The following is a 21,253-nucleotide window of genomic DNA, read 5'->3' as shown; positions in this document are numbered from 1 at the left end:
TTCAAAAAGTCAGCTTTTTCAGCACCGAGGCTGGTCGTTCGCCTGACGGAACTGCTCGACCATGTTTCCGGGAAGGTTGGATTCAAGATTCGATGTCGAATCCGCTCCTTGCATAACTTCGGATCAAAAGACGACTTTATGAACTCCCTCTAGAAGGAGGAAAATAAATGCTGTACCGCCGTTCTAGCGGCTTCAAATGGTTCATGGCTTTCAATTCGGTCGTAATGCTCCTCCTTGCGGCCTCTATCCTTGTCCCGTTCTTGCATCTACTGTCGGTGTCATTGAGCGAATCAAATGCCGTAGTGGGAGGCAAAGTCGGCTTATGGCCCCAAGGCTTTAACTTGGACTCTTACTTTCGCGTCTTTCAACATCCTAGCATTCTGGCCGGCTTTAAGAACTCCGTTATTCAGACGGCTCTCGGAACCGCGATCGGCCTATTCATGCTAACGATCTGCGCTTATCCGTTATCCAAGAGAGCGTTGAAAGGCCGGAAGCTGCTCATTCTGTTCATCATGTTCACGATGTTCTTCAGCGGCGGACTTATCCCGACTTACATGCTTGTCAAAAGCTTGGGTCTGATCGACACTATCTGGGCCATCGTTCTCCCCTTCAGCATCACGCCTTATTACTTGCTGCTGATGATGACCTACTTCCAAGGGATTCCCGAGGAAATCGAAGAATCCGCCATGCTGGACGGCTTGAATCCGTTTCGCATTCTCGCGCAGATCATCCTTCCGCTCTCCAAACCGATTCTGGCGGCCATTACGTTGTTCCTCGTCGTGTATTACTGGAACAACTGGTTTAACTCCATGATCTACTTGAACAGCACGGATAAACATCCGGTCATGATGATCGTTCGCAATATCATTGCCGGATCCGATCTGGCGGGCAACGTCGGCCAAGTCGGCGACACCGGGAATAACATCTCTTCGGCTTCTCTCAAGGCGGCGGCCATTATGTCGACCACGTTGCCTATTATGCTCATTTTCCCGTTTACCCAGAAGTATTTTGCCAAGGGAGTCATGCTCGGTTCCGTGAAGGGCTGATTTCCGTTACTCTCGCAGGCCCAGCCTGAACAGCTTTTATGATAGATTTATACCAACACAAGGGAGGCAGTTGCACTATGAAAGAGGTACAAGGCGTAAAGAAAAGCAAGTGGCTGGCCGGAGGACTCGCGTTAACGCTGGCGATGACCGCCATCTTATCGGCATGCTCAGACTCGAATTCAGGATCGAACGCGAAGGAAACCGGCGGTGCGGCATCCGCGGGCAAAGGCGGCGACGAGCCGATTACCATCTCCATGATGTACGACGACAATCCTTCTTACCCCTACAATGCGGCTTGGCCGGTGCTCGAGCAGTTCCAGAAACTCGCGAACGTGAAGCTGGACATCCAGCCTACTCCGGACGCGGATTACCAGAACAAACTTAAGATCGTGCTCAGCTCCGGCTCCGCCCCGGATCTCGTCAGTTACGTGGAGCATCCCGTCTATATGGAATTCGCCCAAACGGGAGTATTCCTGCCGATCAGCGATTATATGGACAAACTGCCGAACCTGAAGGAAAAGCTCGAAAAATATAAAATATCCGAGGAAATCGACAACTGGACGTTGAAGGACGGCAAGCTGTACGGTCTACCGTTCATGTTCGAATCGGCGATGTACAATACCGCTCCCGTCATCCGCGTCGATCTGCTCAAGAAACACAATCTGCAAGCCCCGACAACGATGGACGAGCTCTATAACGTGTTGAAGAAATTGAAAGAAGCCGACCCGAAAGGTTATCCGATGGCTAACCTGAACGGAGCGCTCGGACTCATCAATCTGTCGGGAGCGGCTTGGGGAATCGGGCCCGCATACAACGGATTCCTGTATAACTCCGACAAACAAGCGTTCGAATATGCCTATACGAGCGATAACTACAAACAGTATGTCGCCTTCTTAAGCCGCCTGATGAAGGAAGGATTGGCCGATCCGGAAATCTTCACCTCCAGCACGGACCAATGGAAACAGAAGATGGCCACGGGACAAAGCGTGTTTACCTATACTTGGATCAGCGAGCTCGGCCAGATTAACGCCGACGGCAAGAAGAACGTATCGCCCGACTTCGAGCTTGCCCCGCTCCCTCCGATCGCCGGACCCGGAGGCGTCAAAGGACCGTCCGCTCAACGCATCAACTTCGCTTACGTCATTCCGGCAAGCGCGGCTAAGAAACCGAACTTCGACAAATTGCTCGAATACGTAAACTGGCTGTACAGCGACGAAGCGATCAATCTCGGTACTTGGGGCATCCAAGACGAAACGTTCGTCGAGAAAGACGGCAACCGCGAATTCACCGAAGCGGTGAAAAGCAGCGGCATGATCCAGAAAGCGTTATGGAACGTCGGCGCGTCCAACAACAACTTCACGACCGTATTTACGTACGATTGGTTCTCCAAGGTGTTGAACAACCCGTTAGTCGATTCATTGACCGCGGAAGCCAACGCTAAGAATTGGTTCCCTTCCGTTGCGAAGGTGCCTAAGCTGACCCCGGCCGACAAGGAAGAAGAAACGATGAGAAGCACGACCGTACACGACTTCTTCATGAGATCCCAAGAGCAATTTATCTATGGTAAGTCTACCGTGGAGAAGGATTGGGACGGTTACGTGAAGGAAATCAACGACAAAGGCGTTACTAAGCTTCTCGAGATTTATAACAATACTTTGAAATAATAATCGATCGTTCATTCGGATGGGAATACGCCGGGAAAGCCTTGCTTCAACGCGAGACAAGGCTTTCCCGGTGTTTTTCTGACGGAAAACGGCGCATGGCAAACCAAGGAGGTTACGGTAATGAAAGTAGGCATAGAGCTGCATCACGGATATTTGAAAGACGAACATATGCCGGTCGAACAAGTGCTCGAGAAGGCGAAGGCGGACGGCTATGAGGGAGTTTATTACAAATCCCCGATCTACGTATCCGTGAGCTTGGACGTCGGCGTGCTGCGGGAAGCCGCTTCTTGCGCCAAGAGGCTGGGAATGTTCCTTGATTTCGGAGTCGGCAGAGTGAATCCCTACAACGCGACGGAATCGCCGGAAATCTGGCAGCTCGGCGGAGGGGATTATATGCTGGCTATGGAGAAGCAAATTCACGCCGCCGCGGAGATGGGCGCCCACGAGCTGATCGGCGTCACGGCCGGTTGGCGAGGAGGCCACTCCGGTTACTTCGTGAACGATCGCTTCCGCACGGACGTCGCTTGGGAGGAGCAGTTGCAGGCGACCACCCGATTCTTGAAGACGCTGGCGCCTGCGCTAAGAGATTCCGGTTCGCGCATTAATCTCGAAACGCACGAGGAGATCACCTCCTACGAGGTTCTAAGAATGATCGAGGAAGTCGGAGAAGACGTTCTCGGCGTCGCGTTCGATACGGCCAACGTCTTGTCCCGGGCCGAAGATCCCGTCGCGGTCGCCAAGCGGGCCGCTCCCTATATCCACCAGATGCATGCCAAGGACGGCATCCTTTATTTTTCCGACAACGGACTTGTGCGCCAGTTGAAGGCTTCGGGACAAGGCATCGTCGACTACCCGGCGATCTTCGCGGAGATAGGCAAGGTAAACCCGAATTTGCACGTTCAGGTCGAGGATCACAAAGGACTCATGCATATGGACATCTACGTGGAGCAATGGAGGGATGTTCATCCCGACCTTAGCCTGGCGGAAGTTGCCGAGCTCGTCCGTTTGGCCGCGATATGCGAGAAGCGGATTGCTTCCGGAGAGTGGATGAGTCCGGAAGTCTACGAGGCGATTAGCTATTGGGATGAAATGGACGAACGCTTGGACGCTTCTCGCAAGTACCTTCAGCAAGTATTGAAGGACTTAGGACTGAACGGTTAAAACCCTACGAAGGTTTGGAGGTCATTGGAATGAATAAAGAAATCAGAGTGATCGTCATCGGAGCTCATCCCGATGAACCGGACATCTACGCCGGCGGGACCGCCGCGTTGTTCGCGGAGATGGGACACCGGGTGAAGTTTCTGTCGCTAACGAACGGGAGCTGCGGACACTATGCGATTAGCGGCACGGAGTTGGTGGAACGGAGAAAAACCGAAGCCGTTAATGCAGCGAGCAAACTAGGAATCGACGAGTACGAAGTGCTCGATACGCCGGACGGGGAGCTGCTTCCGACGATTGCGGTACGCAACGAAGTGGTCCGGCAAATTCGCCGATGGAGAGCGGACGTCGTCATTACCTTCCATCCGGAAGGAGGCGCCCATTCCGATAACCGGTATGCCGGCAAGGTCGTTAGCGATGCGGCCTCCTTCGTCGCCAAGACCCCGAACGCGGTACCAGACGTCCCCGCACTAAGCCAAGGGCCCGTCGTGCTTCTGATGCCGGACTATTCGATGAAACGCCTTTATTCGGCGGATATCGTCTTGGACATTGAATCCGTTCTGGAGAAAAAACTTCTAGCGTGCGATGCCCATGCGACTCAATTCTATGAATTCACCCCTTGGCAAGCCGGATTCCTTGACCAGGTTCCCGAGAGCTGGGAAGACAAACGAGGGTTCCTGCTGAAACATTGGGCCGAATTCATGGTCGTCTCCGAAGAGATGAAGCCCGCTCTGAACAAATGGTACGGCGCGGAACAGGCGGAGAGCATCCGATACGCCGAGCCTTTCGAGATCGCCCATTACGGCCGTCGTCCTAACGACGATGAGATGAAAGCCCTCTTCCCGATGCTCGTTCGATCGGCAGAGCGTTGAACCGGCAGGAATCATGCTGTTAGCCGCAGTTGCCGCTCTCATGTTCGTCCTCCAGACTTTATGCTTGAAAAGACTGCCGGAGTTGAGGTCCAACCGATCTCTGTTCGGATTAATCTCCTCGTACAGTACTTTGATCGCCATCGGTTCGCTTCTAGGGTGGGCAATCGGCGGTTCGCCCACGATCAGTTCGGGAACATGGCTATTCGGAAGCCTGTACGGGGCGGTCTTTACTTTAACCATGTTCTTCTACACTCGCGCCATGAATACCGGTCCGTTGTCGTATTCGTCCTTCTATTTTTCCGTCAGCCTGATGGTTCCCGTAATCGCCAGCATGACGCTGTGGCAGGAAGGCGCGGGCCCGACGAAGCTGGCGGGGTTGGCCTTGTTCCTGCTCTCGTTCTACTTCATTCAAATCTACGGAGGGCAGTCGGGACAAGAGCAACGGGCGCAGAGAAGTTGGATCTTCTACTGCCTGCTCGCTTTCCTGTTTAACGGGCTCATTCCCGTGCTCGCTAAGGCGCATCAATCGATGCTCGACGGACGCGAGGCGATGGAATTGATGCTGGTCGGCTTCTTGGCCGCAAGCCTCTGCTCCGCGCTCGGCTGGATCGTAGCCGGCCTGAAACGGAAGTCGGTCGACTCAACCGTTCGCATTACTAGGAGCACCCTCCTCATCGTCGTCGGAGTAGGCTTAACGACCGGAATCGGGAACGCGTTAATGACTTATCTGTCCGGCCGGTTACCGGGAGCTTACCTGTATCCTTTCGTCAACGGCAGCATGATCGTGCTGCTTACGCTCGCCTCCGCCGTCGTCTTCAAAGAAAAGCTGACCAAGGGCGGCGCGCTCGGCATTCTGACGGGAATCCTGGCGATCGTCGCCGTAAATCTATAGCCGTGAAAGTCCGTAAATCGGAGGTATCGCAATGCCTAATATCGCTATGCTCAGTTGTTGGAACCACTATCATGTCAAGAGCTTCGTCAGAGATCTGGCCGAATTTCCCGAAGCGACGATCATCGCCGTCTGGGATGACGACTTAGCGCGGGGACAAGCCTACGCCGATGAATTCGGAGTCTTGTTCGAGCCGAATCTCGCGGCGCTCCTGGCACGTTCCGATTTGGACGGCGTCATCGTCGACAGCTCGACGGAACAGGCCGCATCCCTGATCGAAATCGCGGCCAAAGCCGGCAAGCATGTGCTCGCCGATCAAGTCATGGCACTATCGCTGCAAGAAGCAAACCGGGTTGCGGATTGGATTCGCCGCTCCCGCATCCACTTCGCGATCGATATGTCGCTAAGACGTTGGCCCGTCAATCTGGCGGCCAAGAAGGTTGCCGATACGGGAGCGATCGGCGAGATCACAAGCGTGCGGATTCGAAATGCCCACGACGGCGCTAGCGGCGCCGTCCCTCTCGCATCCCGATTTCTGGATTCGGGCTATGGCGTATTTACCGATCTTGGCGCTCATTGCCTATACCTGATGCGGTGGATACTGGGTCAACCGCTTGCCGTCACCGCCGTTACCGCTAGCTATACGGGCCATGCGGCCGAAGATAACGCGGTCAGTATTTTCGAATATGCCAATGGAACTCTCGCCATATGCGATACCAGTTATGCCGCGGACCAATCGCCCTTCTCCATCGAGCTCTACGGAACGTCGGGAAGTTTCTTGGGCAGCGGGTCAACGGGCGTGCATCGCAAGCTACTGCGATCTTCGGATAGCGTAGTTCGCGCTTTCTCACGGGATTCCCACTCGGACGCGCTGCGGAAGGCGGCCACGATGCCCGAAGCCGGCGAGTCTACTCTTTCCTTATGGCTAAAGGCGATTCAAGGTGAAGAGAGCGGGTTATCCACGGGCATCGAGGAAGGAATCGCGCTTGCCGAAACCCTCGAAGCGCTCTATCTCTCCGCGCAATCTGGCAGAAAAGTATACTTGAAGGACCTGCAGCGATAAGAAAATCCGTCAAAGCACGAACTACGGCGATGTGAAGAGGCTTCGATTATGGTAAAATGGCGAAAAATGGGATTAAGGCAAGGAGGAAGGCCGATGGAACACTTTTTATTCAAGCAGTTGGCTTTCGTAAGAGGTCAAACCTTCAAAGCGATGGAAGGAGTCTCGGAGGAAATCGCGGACCGGATTCCCGAAGGATTTCGAAACTCGATTCGATGGAATCTGGGACACATTTACGTCGTCCTGGAACGGTTCGCCTTTCTTCACGCGAATCTTCCCCTACTTCTGCCCGAAGGGTTCAAGGAACGGTTCGAATCCGGCACTTCGCCGTTAACGAGCCAAGTATCCTTTCCCGCGCCGAGTCTGCAACAATTGGAAACCCTGTTGAAGGACCAACAAGAGCGGATTCGCGAAGCTCTCGCTCCCCGTATTCATGAACAAATCAGTCCGCCGTATACGACGTCCGCCGGAATGACTCTGGGGTCGATCGATCAATTTCTCAGCTTTAATCTGTACCATGAAGGCATGCACCTCAACGCCATCAAAAATTATAAAAGGCTGCTGTAACGCCAAGAAACCCTGACAGGCTATTGTCAGGGTTTCTTGTTTATAATGGGAATATCACCAGCAACGGAGGTACGGAATCATGTCGGCTAACCCTTTCCAAGTTGAGCCTGGCCCCGTCCTCAGCAAGCGCTCCCTTAACCGGGCATTGCTCGAACGGCAGATGTTGATCCAGCGCAAGCAGATGTCTGCTCTGGAAGCGATAGAGCATCTGGTGGGGCTGCAAGCGCAAGCTCCTAACCCTCCTTATATCGGATTATGGGCTCGCCTTGCCGACTTTCAACAGGCGGAATTGTCTAAGCTGATCCAGTCCCGACAAGCGGTAAGGATCGCGCTCATGCGCTCGACGATCCACCTCGTCTCGTCCCGTGACTGCCTAGCGCTCCGCCCTCTTCTGCAGCCCGTTCTCGAACGCGGCTTGCGAGGAAGCTACGGCAAACACCTTACGGCCATAGACCAAGAGGCACTCTCCGCGGCGGGACGGGCGCTCGTCGAGGAGCGTCCCCGTACTTTTCAAGAGATCAGCGCCCTTCTAGCCGAGGACGAGCGGTGGCGCGACCTTGATCCTTCCGCCATCGCCAATATCGTGCGCACGCATATCCCGCTTGTTCAAGTGCCGCCGCGCGGGCTTTGGGGAGAAAGCGGCCAAGCCGCCCATACTTCCGCGGAGACTTGGCTTGGAACCGGTCTTTCCGTCGATTGCTCTGTCGATAGCTCAATAGAAACGATAATCGAAAGATATTTGGCCGCATTCGGCCCGGCTACCGTTCAGGACATGCAAGCTTGGTCCGGCTTGACGAAGCTTAACGGCGTGATCAGCCTTATGCGGCCGCGTCTGCGAATCTTCCGCGACGAGCACGGCAAGGAGGTGTTCGATCTCCCCGATGCTCCGTTACCCGATCCGGACGCGCCGATATCCGCGAAATTCATGGCGGAGTTCGATAACGCTCTTCTCTCCCATGCCGACCGAAGCCGCATCATCTCAGAAGACGACCGGAAGCGCGTGTTCACGATTAACGGAATTATTCGCTCTACATTCCTGATTGACGGCTTCGTCCAAGGAATGTGGAAGATTACCAAGGAGCGCGATACCGCCACTCTCGTCATCGATCCCTTCCGGCCGCTCAGCAAGAAAGATAAGACGGAGTTAGCCGCGGAAGGAGTCAATCTGCTTACGTTCGCGGCAGGGGAGTTCGCCGTCCATAACATCCGTATTAACGAACCATTATCTTAAGCTATCCGGCTTGGCACTGGGGATTGATCGCATATATTCGTCCGGCGTTTTACCCAAATATGCTTTGAAATCCTTAATGAAATGCGCTTGGTCGAAATATCCCATATCGAGCGACAGCTTGGGCCAATCGACGGCTTCGCCTTGCTCGATCCGCTCGGCCGCTTCATGAAGCCGGAATCGCTGAATAACCCCTTTCGGGTTTACGCCCACGTAACGATCGAATAGCCTTTGCAACGTCCGAACGCTTAGGTCGAATCGATCGGCCAACTGCTCGACTTTCAGAATATCGAGATCCGTGACGAGCGCTGCTACGATTCCGTTGACCAACTCTACATTCTCGTCTTCGTCAGGTAAGCGAGCAAGGAAAAAACGGTTAATTCGTTCGACCTGCGCGGCAGCATCTCCGGCAGCGGCAAGAATATCGGCCTCCAACAAACCGGCTTCCGCCCCGAATACGTCCGACAACGCGATCGACCGGCGGGTTAGCGCCGAAAGCGGCTGCCGCCAGAACGGATAGAACCCGCCGGGATTAAATTTGACGGCGAATACGCTGCCCTGGCCTTCCAATAATTGCGTCGATGTTTTCTCCCAAATGCCATAAATCCGTGTGCGCTCCGGCTCGAACACCAGATTCACGTTGGGATGGGAAAGTACGGTTTGGCGATAGGGCTCTTGACCCCGAAGGTCCCATTCGACTGCCCAATAATGTTGAATATAAATCCGAAGCGCATCCGCGGGTTCATAACGGGACAGCTTATACTTCAGCCTCCCCGCATCGGCATGCAATATCCCTTTGGTAGAATGATCGGCAACAGGATCCAAGTATCGAGGTCCCCTTCCGTTTACGCTTGTCGTTTTTTTACAATACTCTTGTTTATCCCTATTCTATCATAAGAGCTATCACGTTCTGAAAGGGGAACTGCTCATGGAATTGAAATACGTGTTATACGTCGGGGCTACGCCGGACAAGGTCTGGCAGGCGCTCGTCTCTCCCGAAGGGACCAAAGCGATATTCTTCGGTTCCACCTTGCTCTCGACCTTCGAAGTTGGCAGCTCTTACGAATACGTAGGCCCGGGCAACGACGGCGACGAAACGGTACATGTCTACGGTACGATCCTTGTCTTCGAACCGAATAAAGTATTCAGCACTACCGAACATCCCGGGCCTTCCTACAACCCCGACCACGCGCGATTGCAAACCCGCGTCACGATCACGCTCGAGCCGGTCGGCGGAACCACGAGACTAACGCTCGTTAACGATCAATGGTCCGACAACCATCCTTCGTTTGAAAGAACTTCCGAAAACTGGCCCTACATCCTGAGCAACATTAAGACCTACGCGGAGTCGGGCAAAGCACTTGATTACGGTTGGTAATAAACGCAATTCGCGCGCCGTTCATGGAGCTAATCTTATCGGTCTAATATGACCCTAAGATTAGCTCTTATTTATTGTCGCCTATTTACGCGATAGGGATTATGTTAAGATCTTGGAGATTTGCTTCTCGTTCGCCTTCATAATCGAAGGCGGGATGAGAGACGCTATGGGTACGAATGACAATCGCTAACGGAGGAAATTCATGACGCGCTGGTTAAGAAGATCGCTCAATCGAAAGTTATCCTTTTTCCTATTGATCTCCATCCTTCTCCCTCTCCTGTCTCTCGGTTTTTTCTCGTACACGACGGCTTCCAAATTAACCGAGGAAAAGACGAAGCAATCGGGGCTAAGCAGCTTAAGGCAAATCGAGACGAACCTTGAATTCATCGTCAAAGACATCGAGAACATGTCCATCTTCCTGATCGGCAACAAGGAAGTACAGCAGTATCTGAGCAACAAAGGCGACAATGCGCTCAAGCAAACGTTGATGATCGAGTTTTTGTCCAACCTGGTCTATTCCAAGTCCTACATATCCGACATCACTATCTATCCGAAGTACCAGTCGCACCCGGTATCCAACACGACGATCCTGCAATCCGGTCTATCCGACATTACCGAGAAGTTTCCCGACTATTTCGATACGAACCCTAGATGGTGGAGCTCCGTGTACGAGAACCGTACGATCTCTGGCATTACGCGCGTGATCTCGCTCGTCCGCCCCGTACGCAACATGTTTACGTTCGAGCAAATCGGCATGCTCGTCATGAGCCTGAACGAACAATCCGTCCTGCGAATTCTGAAGCAATCCGGTAGCGGAGGCGAAGATTATACGATGCTCGTCGACTCGCAGGGACGCATTCTGTCTAGCGGAGCCCCTGAGCCGATGAACGGTTATATTCAGGACTTCTTGCCCGACCTCGATCCTTTTACGGAAACGACCGGATCCTTCAATTACGATAAAGCTGCTTCGAAAAAAACGATCCTCTATCTCACGATACCGGACGTGAATTGGACGCTGGTCCGAGTCATTCCGTATGCCGAGTATAGTTCTCAGAACCGTTACGTCCTCGCATTAACGGCTGTGTCCGTCGGAATATCGGGCGTGCTGATCGCTTTCCTCGTCGTATTCTTCGTTAAGCAGGTAACCCGGCCGTTGCTGATGTTGACGTATTTTCTGAAGGATGCCCATCCGGAGGAGCCGATACGGCCGTACCCCGTGGAAAGCATGGACGAGGTCGGACAGCTGGTTCGCAGCTATAACAAGTTAGGCGGCCGCATCGATAGGCTAACCGAGCAAGTCAAGCACAACGAGTCGTTGAAGAAGGAAGCCGACATGCTGGCTTTGCAAGCTCAGATCAACCCTCACTTCTTGTACAATACGTTATCCTCCATTCATTGGATGGCCTTAATGAATCAAGACATGAAGACGGCCGACATGGTCGGAAGCCTAAGCGATTTCCTGCGCTTCAGCCTCAACAAAGGGGCTCCCTACTGCCCCGTGTCGCAAGAGATCACCCATGCCCGGCATTACGCGAATATTCAATCCATCCGTTACCCGGACAAATTCGAGATCCATTTCTTCGTCGATCCCGCCATGAACGACAACCTGATGCTTAAGCTGCTGCTTCAGCCGCTGATCGAAAATTCGCTTATCCACGGAATCCTCAAGAAAGACGGCAAAGGCATCATCCATATTCATGCCGTTAGGAACAAAACGACGATGACGTTCGTGGTCGACGATACCGGGATCGGCATGCCCCCGGACAAGCTCCGCGAAATCATCGGCCTGCTTAACCCGTCCAATCCCGATGACCGCGATGCCATTGCTCATGGAAGCTACGGGTTGCGAAACGTGCATCAAAGGCTTCTTCTCCACTACGGGAACGAGGCAGGCCTTAAAATCGAAAGCACGGAAAACTTCGGAACGCGAATCACGTTCACGCTGCCCCTATTGGAGGAAGACCAATCATGAAAGTTCTTATCGTAGACGACGAAGTCATTATCCGTACCGGACTCAGCACCGTAATCAATTGGCGGGAGCTCGGCTTCGAATTGCTTAATCCTGCGGTTTCCGCAGAGGAAGCGCTGGCGCGTATTCCGCATGAACGTCCGCACATCTTGCTGACGGACATTCGCATGACCGGCAAGAGCGGCTTGGAGCTGGCCGCCGAGGTCAAGCTGCTTCTCCCGGATACGGAAATCATCATCTTGACCGGCTATGACGACTTCAGCTACACGCAGCAGGCCATCCGCGAGGGAGTCGGCGACTATTTGCTCAAGACGAGCCCGCCGCAGGAAATCATCAAAGCCGCCATGAAAGCCAAACAACGGCTGTTGGACCGTTGGGCAACGCTGAAGCAAGGCCACATCCAACAGACGGCTTTCCGCGACAGCCTGTTGGAACAGCTTGTGATGGAGGGGCGCTTAAACGCGCAATCCGTAGAGCAAATTCCGCAACTCTTACCTAAGCTTCGGGCGAATAACGCGTCGTTCCAAGTGTTCATCATCGCCGCTACCGGTTGGGACGAAGCTACGATTTACGCGAACTCTCTCCATTTTGCGGTCGAGAACATGGTCGGAGAATTGTTTAACGGAGAAACTCTGTTGCGCAAAGACTATGTTCTACTCGTTCTAAGTCAAGAACGGGAAGCCATCGACCTTCAGAAGGTAAAGCTGGAATTCGACCGGATAGGCCGGAAGCTGAAATGCCGATTATTCATTGCCGCTGGCTGCAGCGTGCCGAATATACGGGATTTAAAAAAGTCGTACGATGAAGCTTCATTCGTCTATTCGTTCAAATGGTTCGCCAACCGGGAAGGGTTAGTCACCTACGAGGACGTCAAGGGAATCCCCGGCGGAAGAACCCTTTCCTCTCAAGAAGAGGAGGAGCAGCTCATCTCGATCATGAAATCCGGCAACCCCGTCGAGTTGCGCTATTGGGTTAACGAAACGATAAGCGCCCATCTTGCGGATCCCTCGGTTACGCCGGGTTCGTTCCGGGCGTATTTGAATTCGCTCCTGATTTCGGGACACCGCTGGCTTGAACGGTTGCGAGCGATCCAGGCGCCGGGAGGAGAGGAGGCGCTTCCCGCGCGGCTGCTGCAACAATCGGACGACGTGGCGGAGCGGCCGGACGAAACGCTGTACAAGCATCTGCAATCGTTAATGGACAAGTACCGGGAGTTGGCGGCAGGCGAGCGGGTCAATTATATTAAACGCGCGATGATATACATCGGCGAGCATTTGGACAACAATCTGACTTTGCAACAGGTCGCCAAGCATGTCCATTTGAACCCGAACCATTTTAGCGAAGTGTTCAAACGGGAAACGGGCCTGACCTATATCGAGTTCGTCACGCGAGAGCGCATGAGACGCGCAATGGAACTCCTAAGCCAATCGCCGATGAAGATCAGCGAGATCGCGCGGCATGTCGGGTACGAGGACGTGAAGTATTTCAGCCAGCTATTCAAGAAGACTTCGGGGAAGACGCCTTCGGAGTATAGGGAGAACAACTGATTTTTACCCACCCTAAACCCGATTTCTGTCCCCTGCCTATTCGAAAAAGGACGCCCTATACTGAGAGTGCAGTTAAAACAGGGAGGTCATAAACATGAAAAAATCACTTTCCGCTATTATGGCGCTTACGGTATCGGCATCGGTCCTCTTGGCCGGATGCGGCAATAAAGACTCCGGCAACGGAGCGAAAACGGAAGATGGCAAAGAAAAGGTAAAAATTTCGCTCTGGCACAACTACACCGGCGACGATCAACGCGCCACGACAATGCGTGCGATCATCGATGAATTCCAGAAAGAGCATACGAACATCGAGCTTGATATTCAGGCGATTCCGCCGGACGGCTATAGAACGCGTCTCAAAACGGTTGCGGCCGCTAACGAAATGCCGGATCTGTTCGTCATGTGGCCGGGCATTATGACGAAGGAATTCCAAGCAGGCGGGATGATTCAGCCGATTAACGAATTGCTCGACAAAGAGACGGAATGGAAAAACGGCTTCTTGCCGGGATCGTTCGACGGCTTCACGATCGATAACAACATTTACAGCGCTCCGATTGCCCTAAGTCCGACTTCGATCTTGTTCTATAACCAATCGATTCTAGACGCGAACGGAGTACAGGTTCCTAAAACGTGGGACGAATTACTGAAAACCGTCGAAGTGTTCAAAGGGAAGAACATCACGCCGATCGCATTGGGCAACAAAGCCTCCTGGCTAGCGCAATCGAGCATTCTCAGCTCGCTGGCCGACCGCGTGACCGGCACGGAATGGTTCTTGAAAGCAGCCGCCCAAGACGGCGCGAGCTTCACCGACCCGCAATTCGTACAATCGCTTCAATACTTGCAGGATCTCGAAAAAGCAGGCGCGTTCCAACCCGGATTCAACGCGATCGACAATACGCAAATGGAGCAAATGTTCGCGCAAGGCAAATCCGCTTTCATGATCGACGGCGGCTGGGCGTTGACGAACTTCGCGGCTAACGCGACCGATGAAGCCAAAGCTCAAATGGGCGCTACCGTACTTCCTTCCATCCCTGGAGGCAAAGGCGATCCGAACACGCTGTCCGGCGTAGTCGGAACAGGTCTTGGTCTCGGCAAAAACGCGACGGGCGCCAAGAAAGAAGCCGCATTCGAGCTCATGCTCGCCATGGCAGGCCCCGAAGCGCAGAAGCGCGTACTGGAAAGCAACCAGTTGGTCAGCTATAAAGTCGAACTCGATAAGAGCAAAGTCACTCCGATCTTCTCGAAAGTATACGAGCTTCTGAATACCGTGAAGATGACTCCCGTATATGACGGCGTTATGACTTCCGCAGGCGCGGAAGCCGTGAATAACGGACTTCAAGAGCTGCTAATGGGCGGCAAAGCGGAAGATATCGCGAAGAAAATTCAAGAGGCGCAAGCCAAGTCGCTTGGCAAGTAACGTAACCGGAGAGACCGAAAGCAGAGGCACTCATTAAACAGCAGCCTGTCGCGGTTTCAGTTCTCCTCTAAGCGGGAGGGCTGGAACCGTCCTACCTTCTGGATAAGCATAAACAGCTATCGCCGTCCTTAGGGATGGCGGTGAATGTTTATGTCGGAAATGATTCAGATACGTATTGCGTGAAACATATAAAGTCTGAATCATTAAGAAAGGAGCTCAGTATGACTTCATCTGCCCGCATGAGAAGTTTTATCGCGTTAGCGCTTACTCCCGCATTACTTCTATTCGTCATTTTCGTTATTATCCCGATCTGTTGGTCGGCATACTACGGTCTCTTTGATTGGAAAGGCATTGGCGCGGCGAAATTCATTGGCTTCGGAAATTACCTGGAAGCGATCCAGGATCCTATATTCTGGCTTTCCTTTAAGAACAACATGCTCGTAGTGGCGGCGTCCGTCTTCGGTCAGGTGCCGATTGCTTTGATTTTGGCTTTGCTGCTGCTCAAAAACAGTTGGTTCCACAAGTTCATCCGTTCCGCGGTGTTCATGCCGATGGTGCTTTCCTCGGTCGTCGTGGGGATCATCTGGGGTTACATTTATCATCCGGAAATCGGAATTCTGAACTTCCTATTGGATGCACTGGGCCTATCCTCGTGGAAGCAGCTGTGGCTGGCCGATCCGGATATCTCTATGTTCTCGATCATGGTGCCGATTATCTGGAACTATATCGGTCCGTATTTGATTATTTTTATCGCCGCGTTGCAAAATATTCCGAGCGAAATCGACGATGCGGCCAAGATCGACGGCGTAGACGGGTCGCGCAAGCTGTTCTCCATTACGCTTCCGATGATCTGGGATACAATCAAAGTCGTTATCGTGCTCTGTATTTCCGGTAGCTTAAAAGCCTTCGACCTCATCTATATCATGACCGGAGGCGGACCCGCTCATTCGACCGAGGTGCTCGCGTCCTATATGTACAACAATACGTTCGCCATTTACCGCTTCGGGTACGGTAGCGCGGTATCCACGACCATTATTATTTTGAGCCTCATCTTGATCGCGGGCAGTCAGTACTTGATGAAAAAAGAATATCGTTAAGGGGAGGAACTGATCATGAAAGCAACAAGCTATTCAAGCAGCGCATCCTCCTCCGGTAAGGGTGTGCGCAAATGGCGGGTCGGGGGCGTAAACCTGCTGATGTTGATTTACGCTCTCGTCACGCTTTATCCTTTGTTTTGGTTGTTCATGAGCGCGTTTAAGACGAACGATGAATTTTTTAGCCGTCCGTTCCAGTTGCCGGCCGACTGGCAATGGGACAACTTCGCCCGCGCGTGGGAAGTATCCGACATGGGACTCGCGATGGTCAACTCCGTCATCGTCACGGTCGTTGCGCTTGTCGTAACGCTCATAGTCGGAGCTCTGGCGGCTTACGTTCTGTCGCGTTTTAAATTTAAGCTTAAACTTGTCGTGATGGGCTTGTTCCTGCTCGGGATGCTGATTCCGATTCACAGCACGCTCGTTCCGCTCTTCATCTTGATGAACAAGGTTCATCTTCTCAACACTTACTGGGCGCTTATTCTGCCTTATGTCGCGTTCGAGCTGCCTATCGCGATTTTTATCGTGCAAGCGTACATGAACACCTTCCCGAAGGATATCGAGGAAGCCGCTATGATCGACGGCACCGGCTACTGGGGCATCTTCCGCAAAATCATGCTCCCGCTGTCCCTTCCGGCATTGTCCACCGTTGCGATACTCGCTTTCCTACGTTACTGGAACGAGTTCTCGTTCGCGCTCGTCTTCATCAGCAAGCCTGCCCTGAAGACGCTGCCGCTCAGTCTATCCATGTTCTCCACCGGTTACATGACCGACTACAAATTGACGATGGCCGCGCTCGCCATCTCGGTTGTTCCGACCATCATCGTCTACTTGATCTTCCAGAAACACATCATGCAGGGTATGGTTGCTGGCGCCGTTAAGGGTTGATTTACTTGAAAAACGAGTACCGCCGTCTTGTGACAGCAGTACTCGTTTTTTCTTATCCAATTATAATGGCAATGACCTTCTGCTCGACTGCCCTATAGAACGGATGAGTCCGATCGATCTTCCCAATAACCGTCGCATCGCGTGCCCCCAGATCAATGGCTTTTTCCTGAAATGGAAGTGCAACACCGGTAAGTTGTATAAGATTTGGTTTCCCAATGAGAGCCCCGTTGATTGGAATTCCTGCAGGAACGGGAGTCTCAAACGGTAACCCCTTAGCTTGATTAGTAATCGGCACAACGACGGCGACAGGAGCGACAGTGGGATGAATGAGTCCGTCAGAAAGTATGAGTGCTGCACGCCATAAGGATTGCTCGTGACCGGCTTGCGGTTCAAAATTCATCCAGACGATGCTTCCACGTTCTACGGTTCCTGTTATCGACATGCGCTAATAGTCTCCTCCATCGTCAAACCGTTCAGCGCCGACGAGCGCCGTGCCGAATTCTTCATGTGCCTGCATGTCAGGAGTCACACTCGCTCGCATTTTGTTCAACAGGCTCGTATAAAATTCGCGGTCGATTCCGCCAACTAAGTCGTCTTCGGTTTTCTTTAACCGCATGACGACGTCGCCATCCGTGGAAAGAAAGAAGTCTAGTTCCGCACCTTCTTTGATCTTCGCCAGTTTCATGACCTCTGAGGGAATTCGAATGCCTAGGCTGTTTCCCCACTTGCCGACTTTCCCACCGCCGAGAACTGAATCGAGTAACGTCATAGGCTTTAACCCCTCGTTCATTTTATGCTCCAATCATACCACACCTCCCTACACCTAGATATACATATGTTTATCCATTCTATTCATGTATTAACCGTCCGTCCCGGAAAATGTCCTGGAATATCGTACCCCGTAGATATCGCTCCTTTTATTAAGATTAATAGCAGGAACAAAGCGTAGGCAATCGCATTCGGTGACTTTCTTTTCTTTTATTGACTTGTTTCCTTGCGGATGTGGAAGTCGACGGGGGTATGAGGTCATGCGCGGGTAGAAAGAGCGTGGCTGTTGCGAGCGTCGATGAAGTAGTCGGTGAGAAAATCCCGAAAGTACTGGAGTTGAAGCCGTTTTCATTCCCTTCGCCTTCTACTTATAACCTAAAGGTTATTAATCTAATACTTCAATATATATTATTTATTATGTTATTAATCGTATAAAATGCAATTAATCCAACACACCCTTGAAAGGATGAGTAACATGAACCACGATCCCCTTACCATGAAAGCGGCGGCCTTCGCCGCCTACGGACCGCCAGAGGTACTGCGTACAGTCGAGATGGCAATGCCCGTCCCCGGACCCAAAGAAGTCCGCATACGCGTTAAGGCCGCTGGCGTACAGCCGTTTGACTTGGCCGTGCGGGAAGGCTTAACTCTGCCCGGAGTTCCGAATTCCCTGCCGAAAATTCCCGGCAACGAATTCGCCGGCGTCGTCGATTTGGTCGGCGACGGCGTAACCGACTTTTCCGTTGGCGACGAAGTACTTGGCTACCGCATATTGAACAGCTATGCGGAATACGTCGTCGTTCCCGCAGATCAACTCGTCGCCAAGCCGGGCGGTATGCCATGGGAAGTCGCCGGCGCGTTCTCCGCTTCAGGGCAAACCGCCCATACCGCCCTAAGCGAGCTCGGTATCCGCCAAGGCGAGACGCTGCTCATTCACGCGGCCGCAGGCGGCGTCGGTACCTTCGCCGTACAGCTCGCCCTTGCTCTCGGCGCCACCGTCATTGGCACAGCCAGCGAGCGCAATCACGAGTACCTTCGCTCGCTCGGAGCAATTCCCGTAGCCTACGGCGAAGGCCTCGCCGACCGGGTGCGGGCCCTTGCTCCGCAAGGGATCGACGCTGCGCTTGACGCGGCAGGAGGCGACGCTCTTCGCGTATCCGTCGAGCTCGTCCACGACAAACAGCGCATCGGCACCCTCGTTGCTTTCGACTTGGCGCCCGAGTTCGGCGTTCGCACCATTCGCAGCCAGCGTTCCGCAGCTCGGCTAGCCGAGCTCGTCGAGCTTTACGAGCAAGGCCATCTGCGCATTCCGATCCGCAAAACCTTCCCTCTGGATCGCGCCGCGGATGCGCATCGGGAGATCGAAACCGGACACGGGCACGGTAAAGTCGTGCTTACTTTCACCGCTCAGTTGAATATCGGTATTATTCTTGGCAGCACGCGCCCAGGAAGAGTAAGCCCGCAAGTCGGGAAATGGATCAAAGAGATTGCGGACAAACGGGGTGACGCCTCCTACGAAATCGTGGATCTTGCGGACTACGACTTGCTGTTTCTCGGAGACCCCTCGGGAGAACAGCAGGTTGCGGCTTGGGCTAAGAAAATATCCGACTTGGACGGATTCGTATTCGTAACCGCGGAATATAATCACAGCATAACCGGGGTATTGAAAAACGCCCTAGATTCCGCTCACGCGGAATGGTACAACAAGGCAGCCGGCATTGTCAGTTACGGTTCTTCCGGCGGGACGCGGGCTGCCGAACATTTGCGCGGAATTCTAGCGGAGCTGCAGGTGGCAGACGTTCGTGCACACCCCGCGCTTAATCTATTTACCGACTTTGAGAACTACACGACTTTTAAGCCTTCCGAGAAACACATTTCACATGTGAATGGCATGTTGAATCAGATGTTAAGTTGGTCTGCCGCATTAAAATCGGTTCGAACTTGACAAAGTCCCATCCATTACAAGAGTGTCCAAGCGAGCTCGATCGCTTTATCGATCGCAACGAGCATCGCCGTCTTCCCTGTCTCTTCCAGATGAGACATCGTTCCATAAGCATCTCCTCCTTGGGTAAAACAACGGGCTCCAGTCAAACGCCTAGCTCGGCTCTGGAACCCGGTAATTGTTTTACATGGCAGCCGTGTTGCTAGCTTTCCCCTGCTTGGGTGAGCGGATAAACAAGAAGGCTAACGCCGCACCTGCTAAAGCTACGATACCGGACCACAAGAACGCTTGTTGAAATCCTTCATTCAGCGCAACGGCCGGATCAACACCCGTTTGGGAAGCGGTTGTTGCCCCCGCGATCGCCACCATAATGGCCAGACTGATGGCCGAGCCGATCTGGTAACTCGTATTGGCAAGACCAGACGCAAGACCTGCTTCTTCAGGTTTGGCACCAGACATGGCGGACATGGTAGCCGGAATATAGGCAAGCGACATCCCCAGGGCACCGAGCAAGGAAGCTGGAAGAACGTTAACGATAAAGCTTCCATCCACGGGCGTATTTCCGGCGAACAGCAGCATCGAGCCTCCAAGCGCAATCAATCCAATGACCAAGTTGGCCTTCATACCGAACTTCCCGATTAATTTTCCGGTAATTAAAATCATGAAGACGGCTATAAGAATCGTCATCGGCAACAAGCCGACCCCGCCTGCGAAGGCAGAAAACTTCAAAACTTGCTGCATGTAGAGATTTAGGAAATACCATAGCGGAATCCATCCGGCGGATAACATAATAAGAGCGACATTACCGGCGGCCAGATTCGGCGCCTTAAAAATCTTAAGCGGAACAAGCGGCTCCTTTTTAACGGCTTGGATGATCAGGAACAGGATAAACAACGCTGCACCCGAGATTAGCGTCCACACCGTGGACGATGCCCCCCACCCGTTATGTTCCGCGGTCACGATTCCATATACCACCAACACCAATGCCGCAGTGACGAAGATGGAGCCTACCACGTCGATGCTGCCCTTCCTCCGCATTCCCTTGGCCAATAATCCCGGCGCTAAGAGCAATGCGACAATGCCGACCGGAACATTAATGAGAAAAGTCCACTGCCAACTGAGCCACTCGGTAATAACGCCGCCCAGAAACACGCCTGCTGATCCTCCTGCAGCTGCCGATGCTCCCCAGAAACCCAGCGCTTTCCCCAATTCTTTAGGATTACCGCTGAAAAGCATCATAACAATCGTTAACGCGGAAGGCGCAATTAATGCGGAACCGAGTCCTTGCAGAGCGCGGCCAACATTGAGCGATTCCTCATTCCAAGCCAGCCCCGCCAGTAAAGAAGCTAATGTAAGAATGGCAAATCCCCACATGAATATTCGCCGCTGACCAAATAAATCGGACAATCGTCCCCCTAATAACAACAAACCGCCAAAGAAAATAACATACGCGTTAAAAACCCACTGCAAACTTGCTTGCGTATAGCCGAGTGCCTCTTTGATCGCCGGCAAAGCAACACCGATAATGGAAGTGTCCATAATGACCATAAAATTAGCTAAGCATAATAACGCAAGAGCCATCCAACGCTTCGGATCTGCCTGTGGAACTGACTGGGGTTGAACCCCTTGATTCTTCATGACTGTTTTCTCCTTTGTCATACCACAAATTATTGTTGACGATTCAGAGCCCTAAGATTTGGACTTATTGACGGCCGTCATGAAAGAAGTCCATTTTGTTTCCGAGTTCATCTTTGAGCTTTCGTCAA

The 21,253-nt window shown here is 52.9% G+C and carries 20 protein-coding genes and 1 pseudogene; 16 read left to right on the top strand and 5 right to left on the bottom strand.

Features of this window, described 5'->3' with window-relative positions; genetic code table 11:
- Nucleotides 1-167 precede the first annotated feature (167 nt).
- From HH215_RS25155 to HH215_RS25120, 8 genes are all read left to right on the top strand, one after another.
- Nucleotides 168-1,046 carry a carbohydrate ABC transporter permease gene (locus HH215_RS25155; protein WP_169282393.1) on the top strand — a complete coding sequence of 293 codons (879 nt, stop codon included), beginning with the start codon at nucleotides 168-170 and terminating at the stop codon, nucleotides 1,044-1,046.
- A 77-nt stretch (nucleotides 1,047-1,123) separates the two neighbouring features.
- On the top strand, nucleotides 1,124-2,710 hold the full coding sequence (locus HH215_RS25150; RefSeq protein WP_169282392.1) for an extracellular solute-binding protein: 1,587 nt from the start codon (nucleotides 1,124-1,126) through the stop codon (nucleotides 2,708-2,710).
- A 120-nt stretch (nucleotides 2,711-2,830) separates the two neighbouring features.
- The gene (locus HH215_RS25145; protein WP_169282391.1) at nucleotides 2,831-3,871 is read left to right on the top strand and encodes a sugar phosphate isomerase/epimerase family protein; all 1,041 of its coding nucleotides are present in this window, start codon (nucleotides 2,831-2,833) and stop codon (nucleotides 3,869-3,871) included.
- 29 nt (nucleotides 3,872-3,900) lie between these two features.
- Complete coding sequence (locus HH215_RS25140; RefSeq protein ID WP_169282390.1) at nucleotides 3,901-4,740, top strand: PIG-L deacetylase family protein; 840 nt, start codon at nucleotides 3,901-3,903, stop codon at nucleotides 4,738-4,740.
- 13 nt (nucleotides 4,741-4,753) lie between these two features.
- On the top strand, nucleotides 4,754-5,632 hold the full coding sequence (locus HH215_RS25135; RefSeq protein WP_169282389.1) for a DMT family transporter: 879 nt from the start codon (nucleotides 4,754-4,756) through the stop codon (nucleotides 5,630-5,632).
- Between the two features lie 31 nt (nucleotides 5,633-5,663).
- Nucleotides 5,664-6,692: a Gfo/Idh/MocA family protein gene (locus HH215_RS25130; RefSeq protein WP_169282388.1), complete on the top strand. Its 1,029-nt coding sequence runs from the start codon at nucleotides 5,664-5,666 to the stop codon at nucleotides 6,690-6,692.
- Between the two features lie 93 nt (nucleotides 6,693-6,785).
- Nucleotides 6,786-7,256, top strand: a complete 471-nt coding sequence (locus tag HH215_RS25125; protein ID WP_169282387.1) for a DinB family protein — start codon at nucleotides 6,786-6,788, stop codon at nucleotides 7,254-7,256.
- Between the two features lie 79 nt (nucleotides 7,257-7,335).
- Complete coding sequence (locus HH215_RS25120; RefSeq protein ID WP_169282386.1) at nucleotides 7,336-8,487, top strand: winged helix DNA-binding domain-containing protein; 1,152 nt, start codon at nucleotides 7,336-7,338, stop codon at nucleotides 8,485-8,487.
- Here HH215_RS25120 and HH215_RS25115 read toward each other — a convergent pair.
- On the bottom strand, nucleotides 8,479-9,309 hold the full coding sequence (locus HH215_RS25115) for a helix-turn-helix transcriptional regulator (RefSeq protein WP_169282385.1): 831 nt from the start codon (nucleotides 9,307-9,309) through the stop codon (nucleotides 8,479-8,481). The two genes, HH215_RS25120 and HH215_RS25115, sit on opposite strands and share 9 nt — an antisense overlap.
- 103 nt (nucleotides 9,310-9,412) lie before the next feature.
- Here HH215_RS25115 and HH215_RS25110 point away from each other — a divergent pair, with 103 nt between their 5' ends.
- The 6 genes from HH215_RS25110 to HH215_RS25085 all read left to right on the top strand — a co-directional run bounded on the left by HH215_RS25110 (nucleotide 9,413) and on the right by HH215_RS25085 (nucleotide 16,777).
- On the top strand, nucleotides 9,413-9,862 hold the full coding sequence (locus tag HH215_RS25110; protein WP_169282384.1) for an SRPBCC family protein: 450 nt from the start codon (nucleotides 9,413-9,415) through the stop codon (nucleotides 9,860-9,862).
- A 202-nt stretch (nucleotides 9,863-10,064) separates the two neighbouring features.
- Nucleotides 10,065-11,834: a sensor histidine kinase gene (locus HH215_RS25105; RefSeq protein WP_169282383.1), complete on the top strand. Its 1,770-nt coding sequence runs from the start codon at nucleotides 10,065-10,067 to the stop codon at nucleotides 11,832-11,834.
- The gene (locus HH215_RS25100; protein ID WP_169282382.1) at nucleotides 11,831-13,378 is read left to right on the top strand and encodes a helix-turn-helix domain-containing protein; all 1,548 of its coding nucleotides are present in this window, start codon (nucleotides 11,831-11,833) and stop codon (nucleotides 13,376-13,378) included. The genes HH215_RS25105 and HH215_RS25100 overlap by 4 nt, the downstream gene beginning before the upstream one ends.
- 94 nt (nucleotides 13,379-13,472) lie before the next feature.
- The gene (locus HH215_RS25095; protein ID WP_169282381.1) at nucleotides 13,473-14,795 is read left to right on the top strand and encodes an extracellular solute-binding protein; all 1,323 of its coding nucleotides are present in this window, start codon (nucleotides 13,473-13,475) and stop codon (nucleotides 14,793-14,795) included.
- A gap of 221 nt (nucleotides 14,796-15,016) precedes the next feature.
- Nucleotides 15,017-15,892, top strand: a complete 876-nt coding sequence (locus HH215_RS25090; RefSeq protein WP_169282380.1) for a carbohydrate ABC transporter permease — start codon at nucleotides 15,017-15,019, stop codon at nucleotides 15,890-15,892.
- A gap of 15 nt (nucleotides 15,893-15,907) precedes the next feature.
- Nucleotides 15,908-16,777: a carbohydrate ABC transporter permease gene (locus tag HH215_RS25085; RefSeq protein WP_169282379.1), complete on the top strand. Its 870-nt coding sequence runs from the start codon at nucleotides 15,908-15,910 to the stop codon at nucleotides 16,775-16,777.
- A gap of 52 nt (nucleotides 16,778-16,829) precedes the next feature.
- On the opposite strand, the gene HH215_RS25080 is transcribed toward HH215_RS25085, so the two are convergent.
- Nucleotides 16,830-17,219: a type II toxin-antitoxin system PemK/MazF family toxin gene (locus HH215_RS25080; protein ID WP_169282378.1), complete on the bottom strand. Its 390-nt coding sequence runs from the start codon at nucleotides 17,217-17,219 to the stop codon at nucleotides 16,830-16,832.
- Between the two features lie 3 nt (nucleotides 17,220-17,222).
- The gene (locus HH215_RS25075) at nucleotides 17,223-17,579 is read right to left on the bottom strand and encodes an AbrB/MazE/SpoVT family DNA-binding domain-containing protein (RefSeq protein ID WP_169282377.1); all 357 of its coding nucleotides are present in this window, start codon (nucleotides 17,577-17,579) and stop codon (nucleotides 17,223-17,225) included.
- Between the two features lie 462 nt (nucleotides 17,580-18,041).
- Here HH215_RS25075 and HH215_RS35965 point away from each other — a divergent pair.
- Nucleotides 18,042-18,944, top strand: a pseudogene (locus tag HH215_RS35965) (NADP-dependent oxidoreductase); the annotation flags it as partial.
- Between the two features lie 12 nt (nucleotides 18,945-18,956).
- The gene (locus tag HH215_RS35960) at nucleotides 18,957-19,490 is read left to right on the top strand and encodes an NADPH-dependent FMN reductase (protein WP_174887702.1); all 534 of its coding nucleotides are present in this window, start codon (nucleotides 18,957-18,959) and stop codon (nucleotides 19,488-19,490) included.
- Between the two features lie 14 nt (nucleotides 19,491-19,504).
- On the opposite strand, the gene HH215_RS36755 is transcribed toward HH215_RS35960, so the two are convergent.
- The gene (locus tag HH215_RS36755; protein ID WP_256376627.1) at nucleotides 19,505-19,636 is read right to left on the bottom strand and encodes a hypothetical protein; all 132 of its coding nucleotides are present in this window, start codon (nucleotides 19,634-19,636) and stop codon (nucleotides 19,505-19,507) included.
- Nucleotides 19,637-19,670: 34 nt separating this feature from the next.
- Nucleotides 19,671-21,125, bottom strand: coding sequence for an MFS transporter (locus HH215_RS25065; RefSeq protein ID WP_169282376.1), 1,455 nt, complete (start codon nucleotides 21,123-21,125; stop codon nucleotides 19,671-19,673).
- Nucleotides 21,126-21,253: the final 128 nt, after the last annotated feature.

Source organism: Cohnella herbarum (assembly GCF_012849095.1).
Taxonomy (GTDB): domain Bacteria; phylum Bacillota; class Bacilli; order Paenibacillales; family Paenibacillaceae; genus Cohnella; species Cohnella herbarum.
This window is presented reverse-complemented; position numbering and strand designations above follow the sequence as displayed.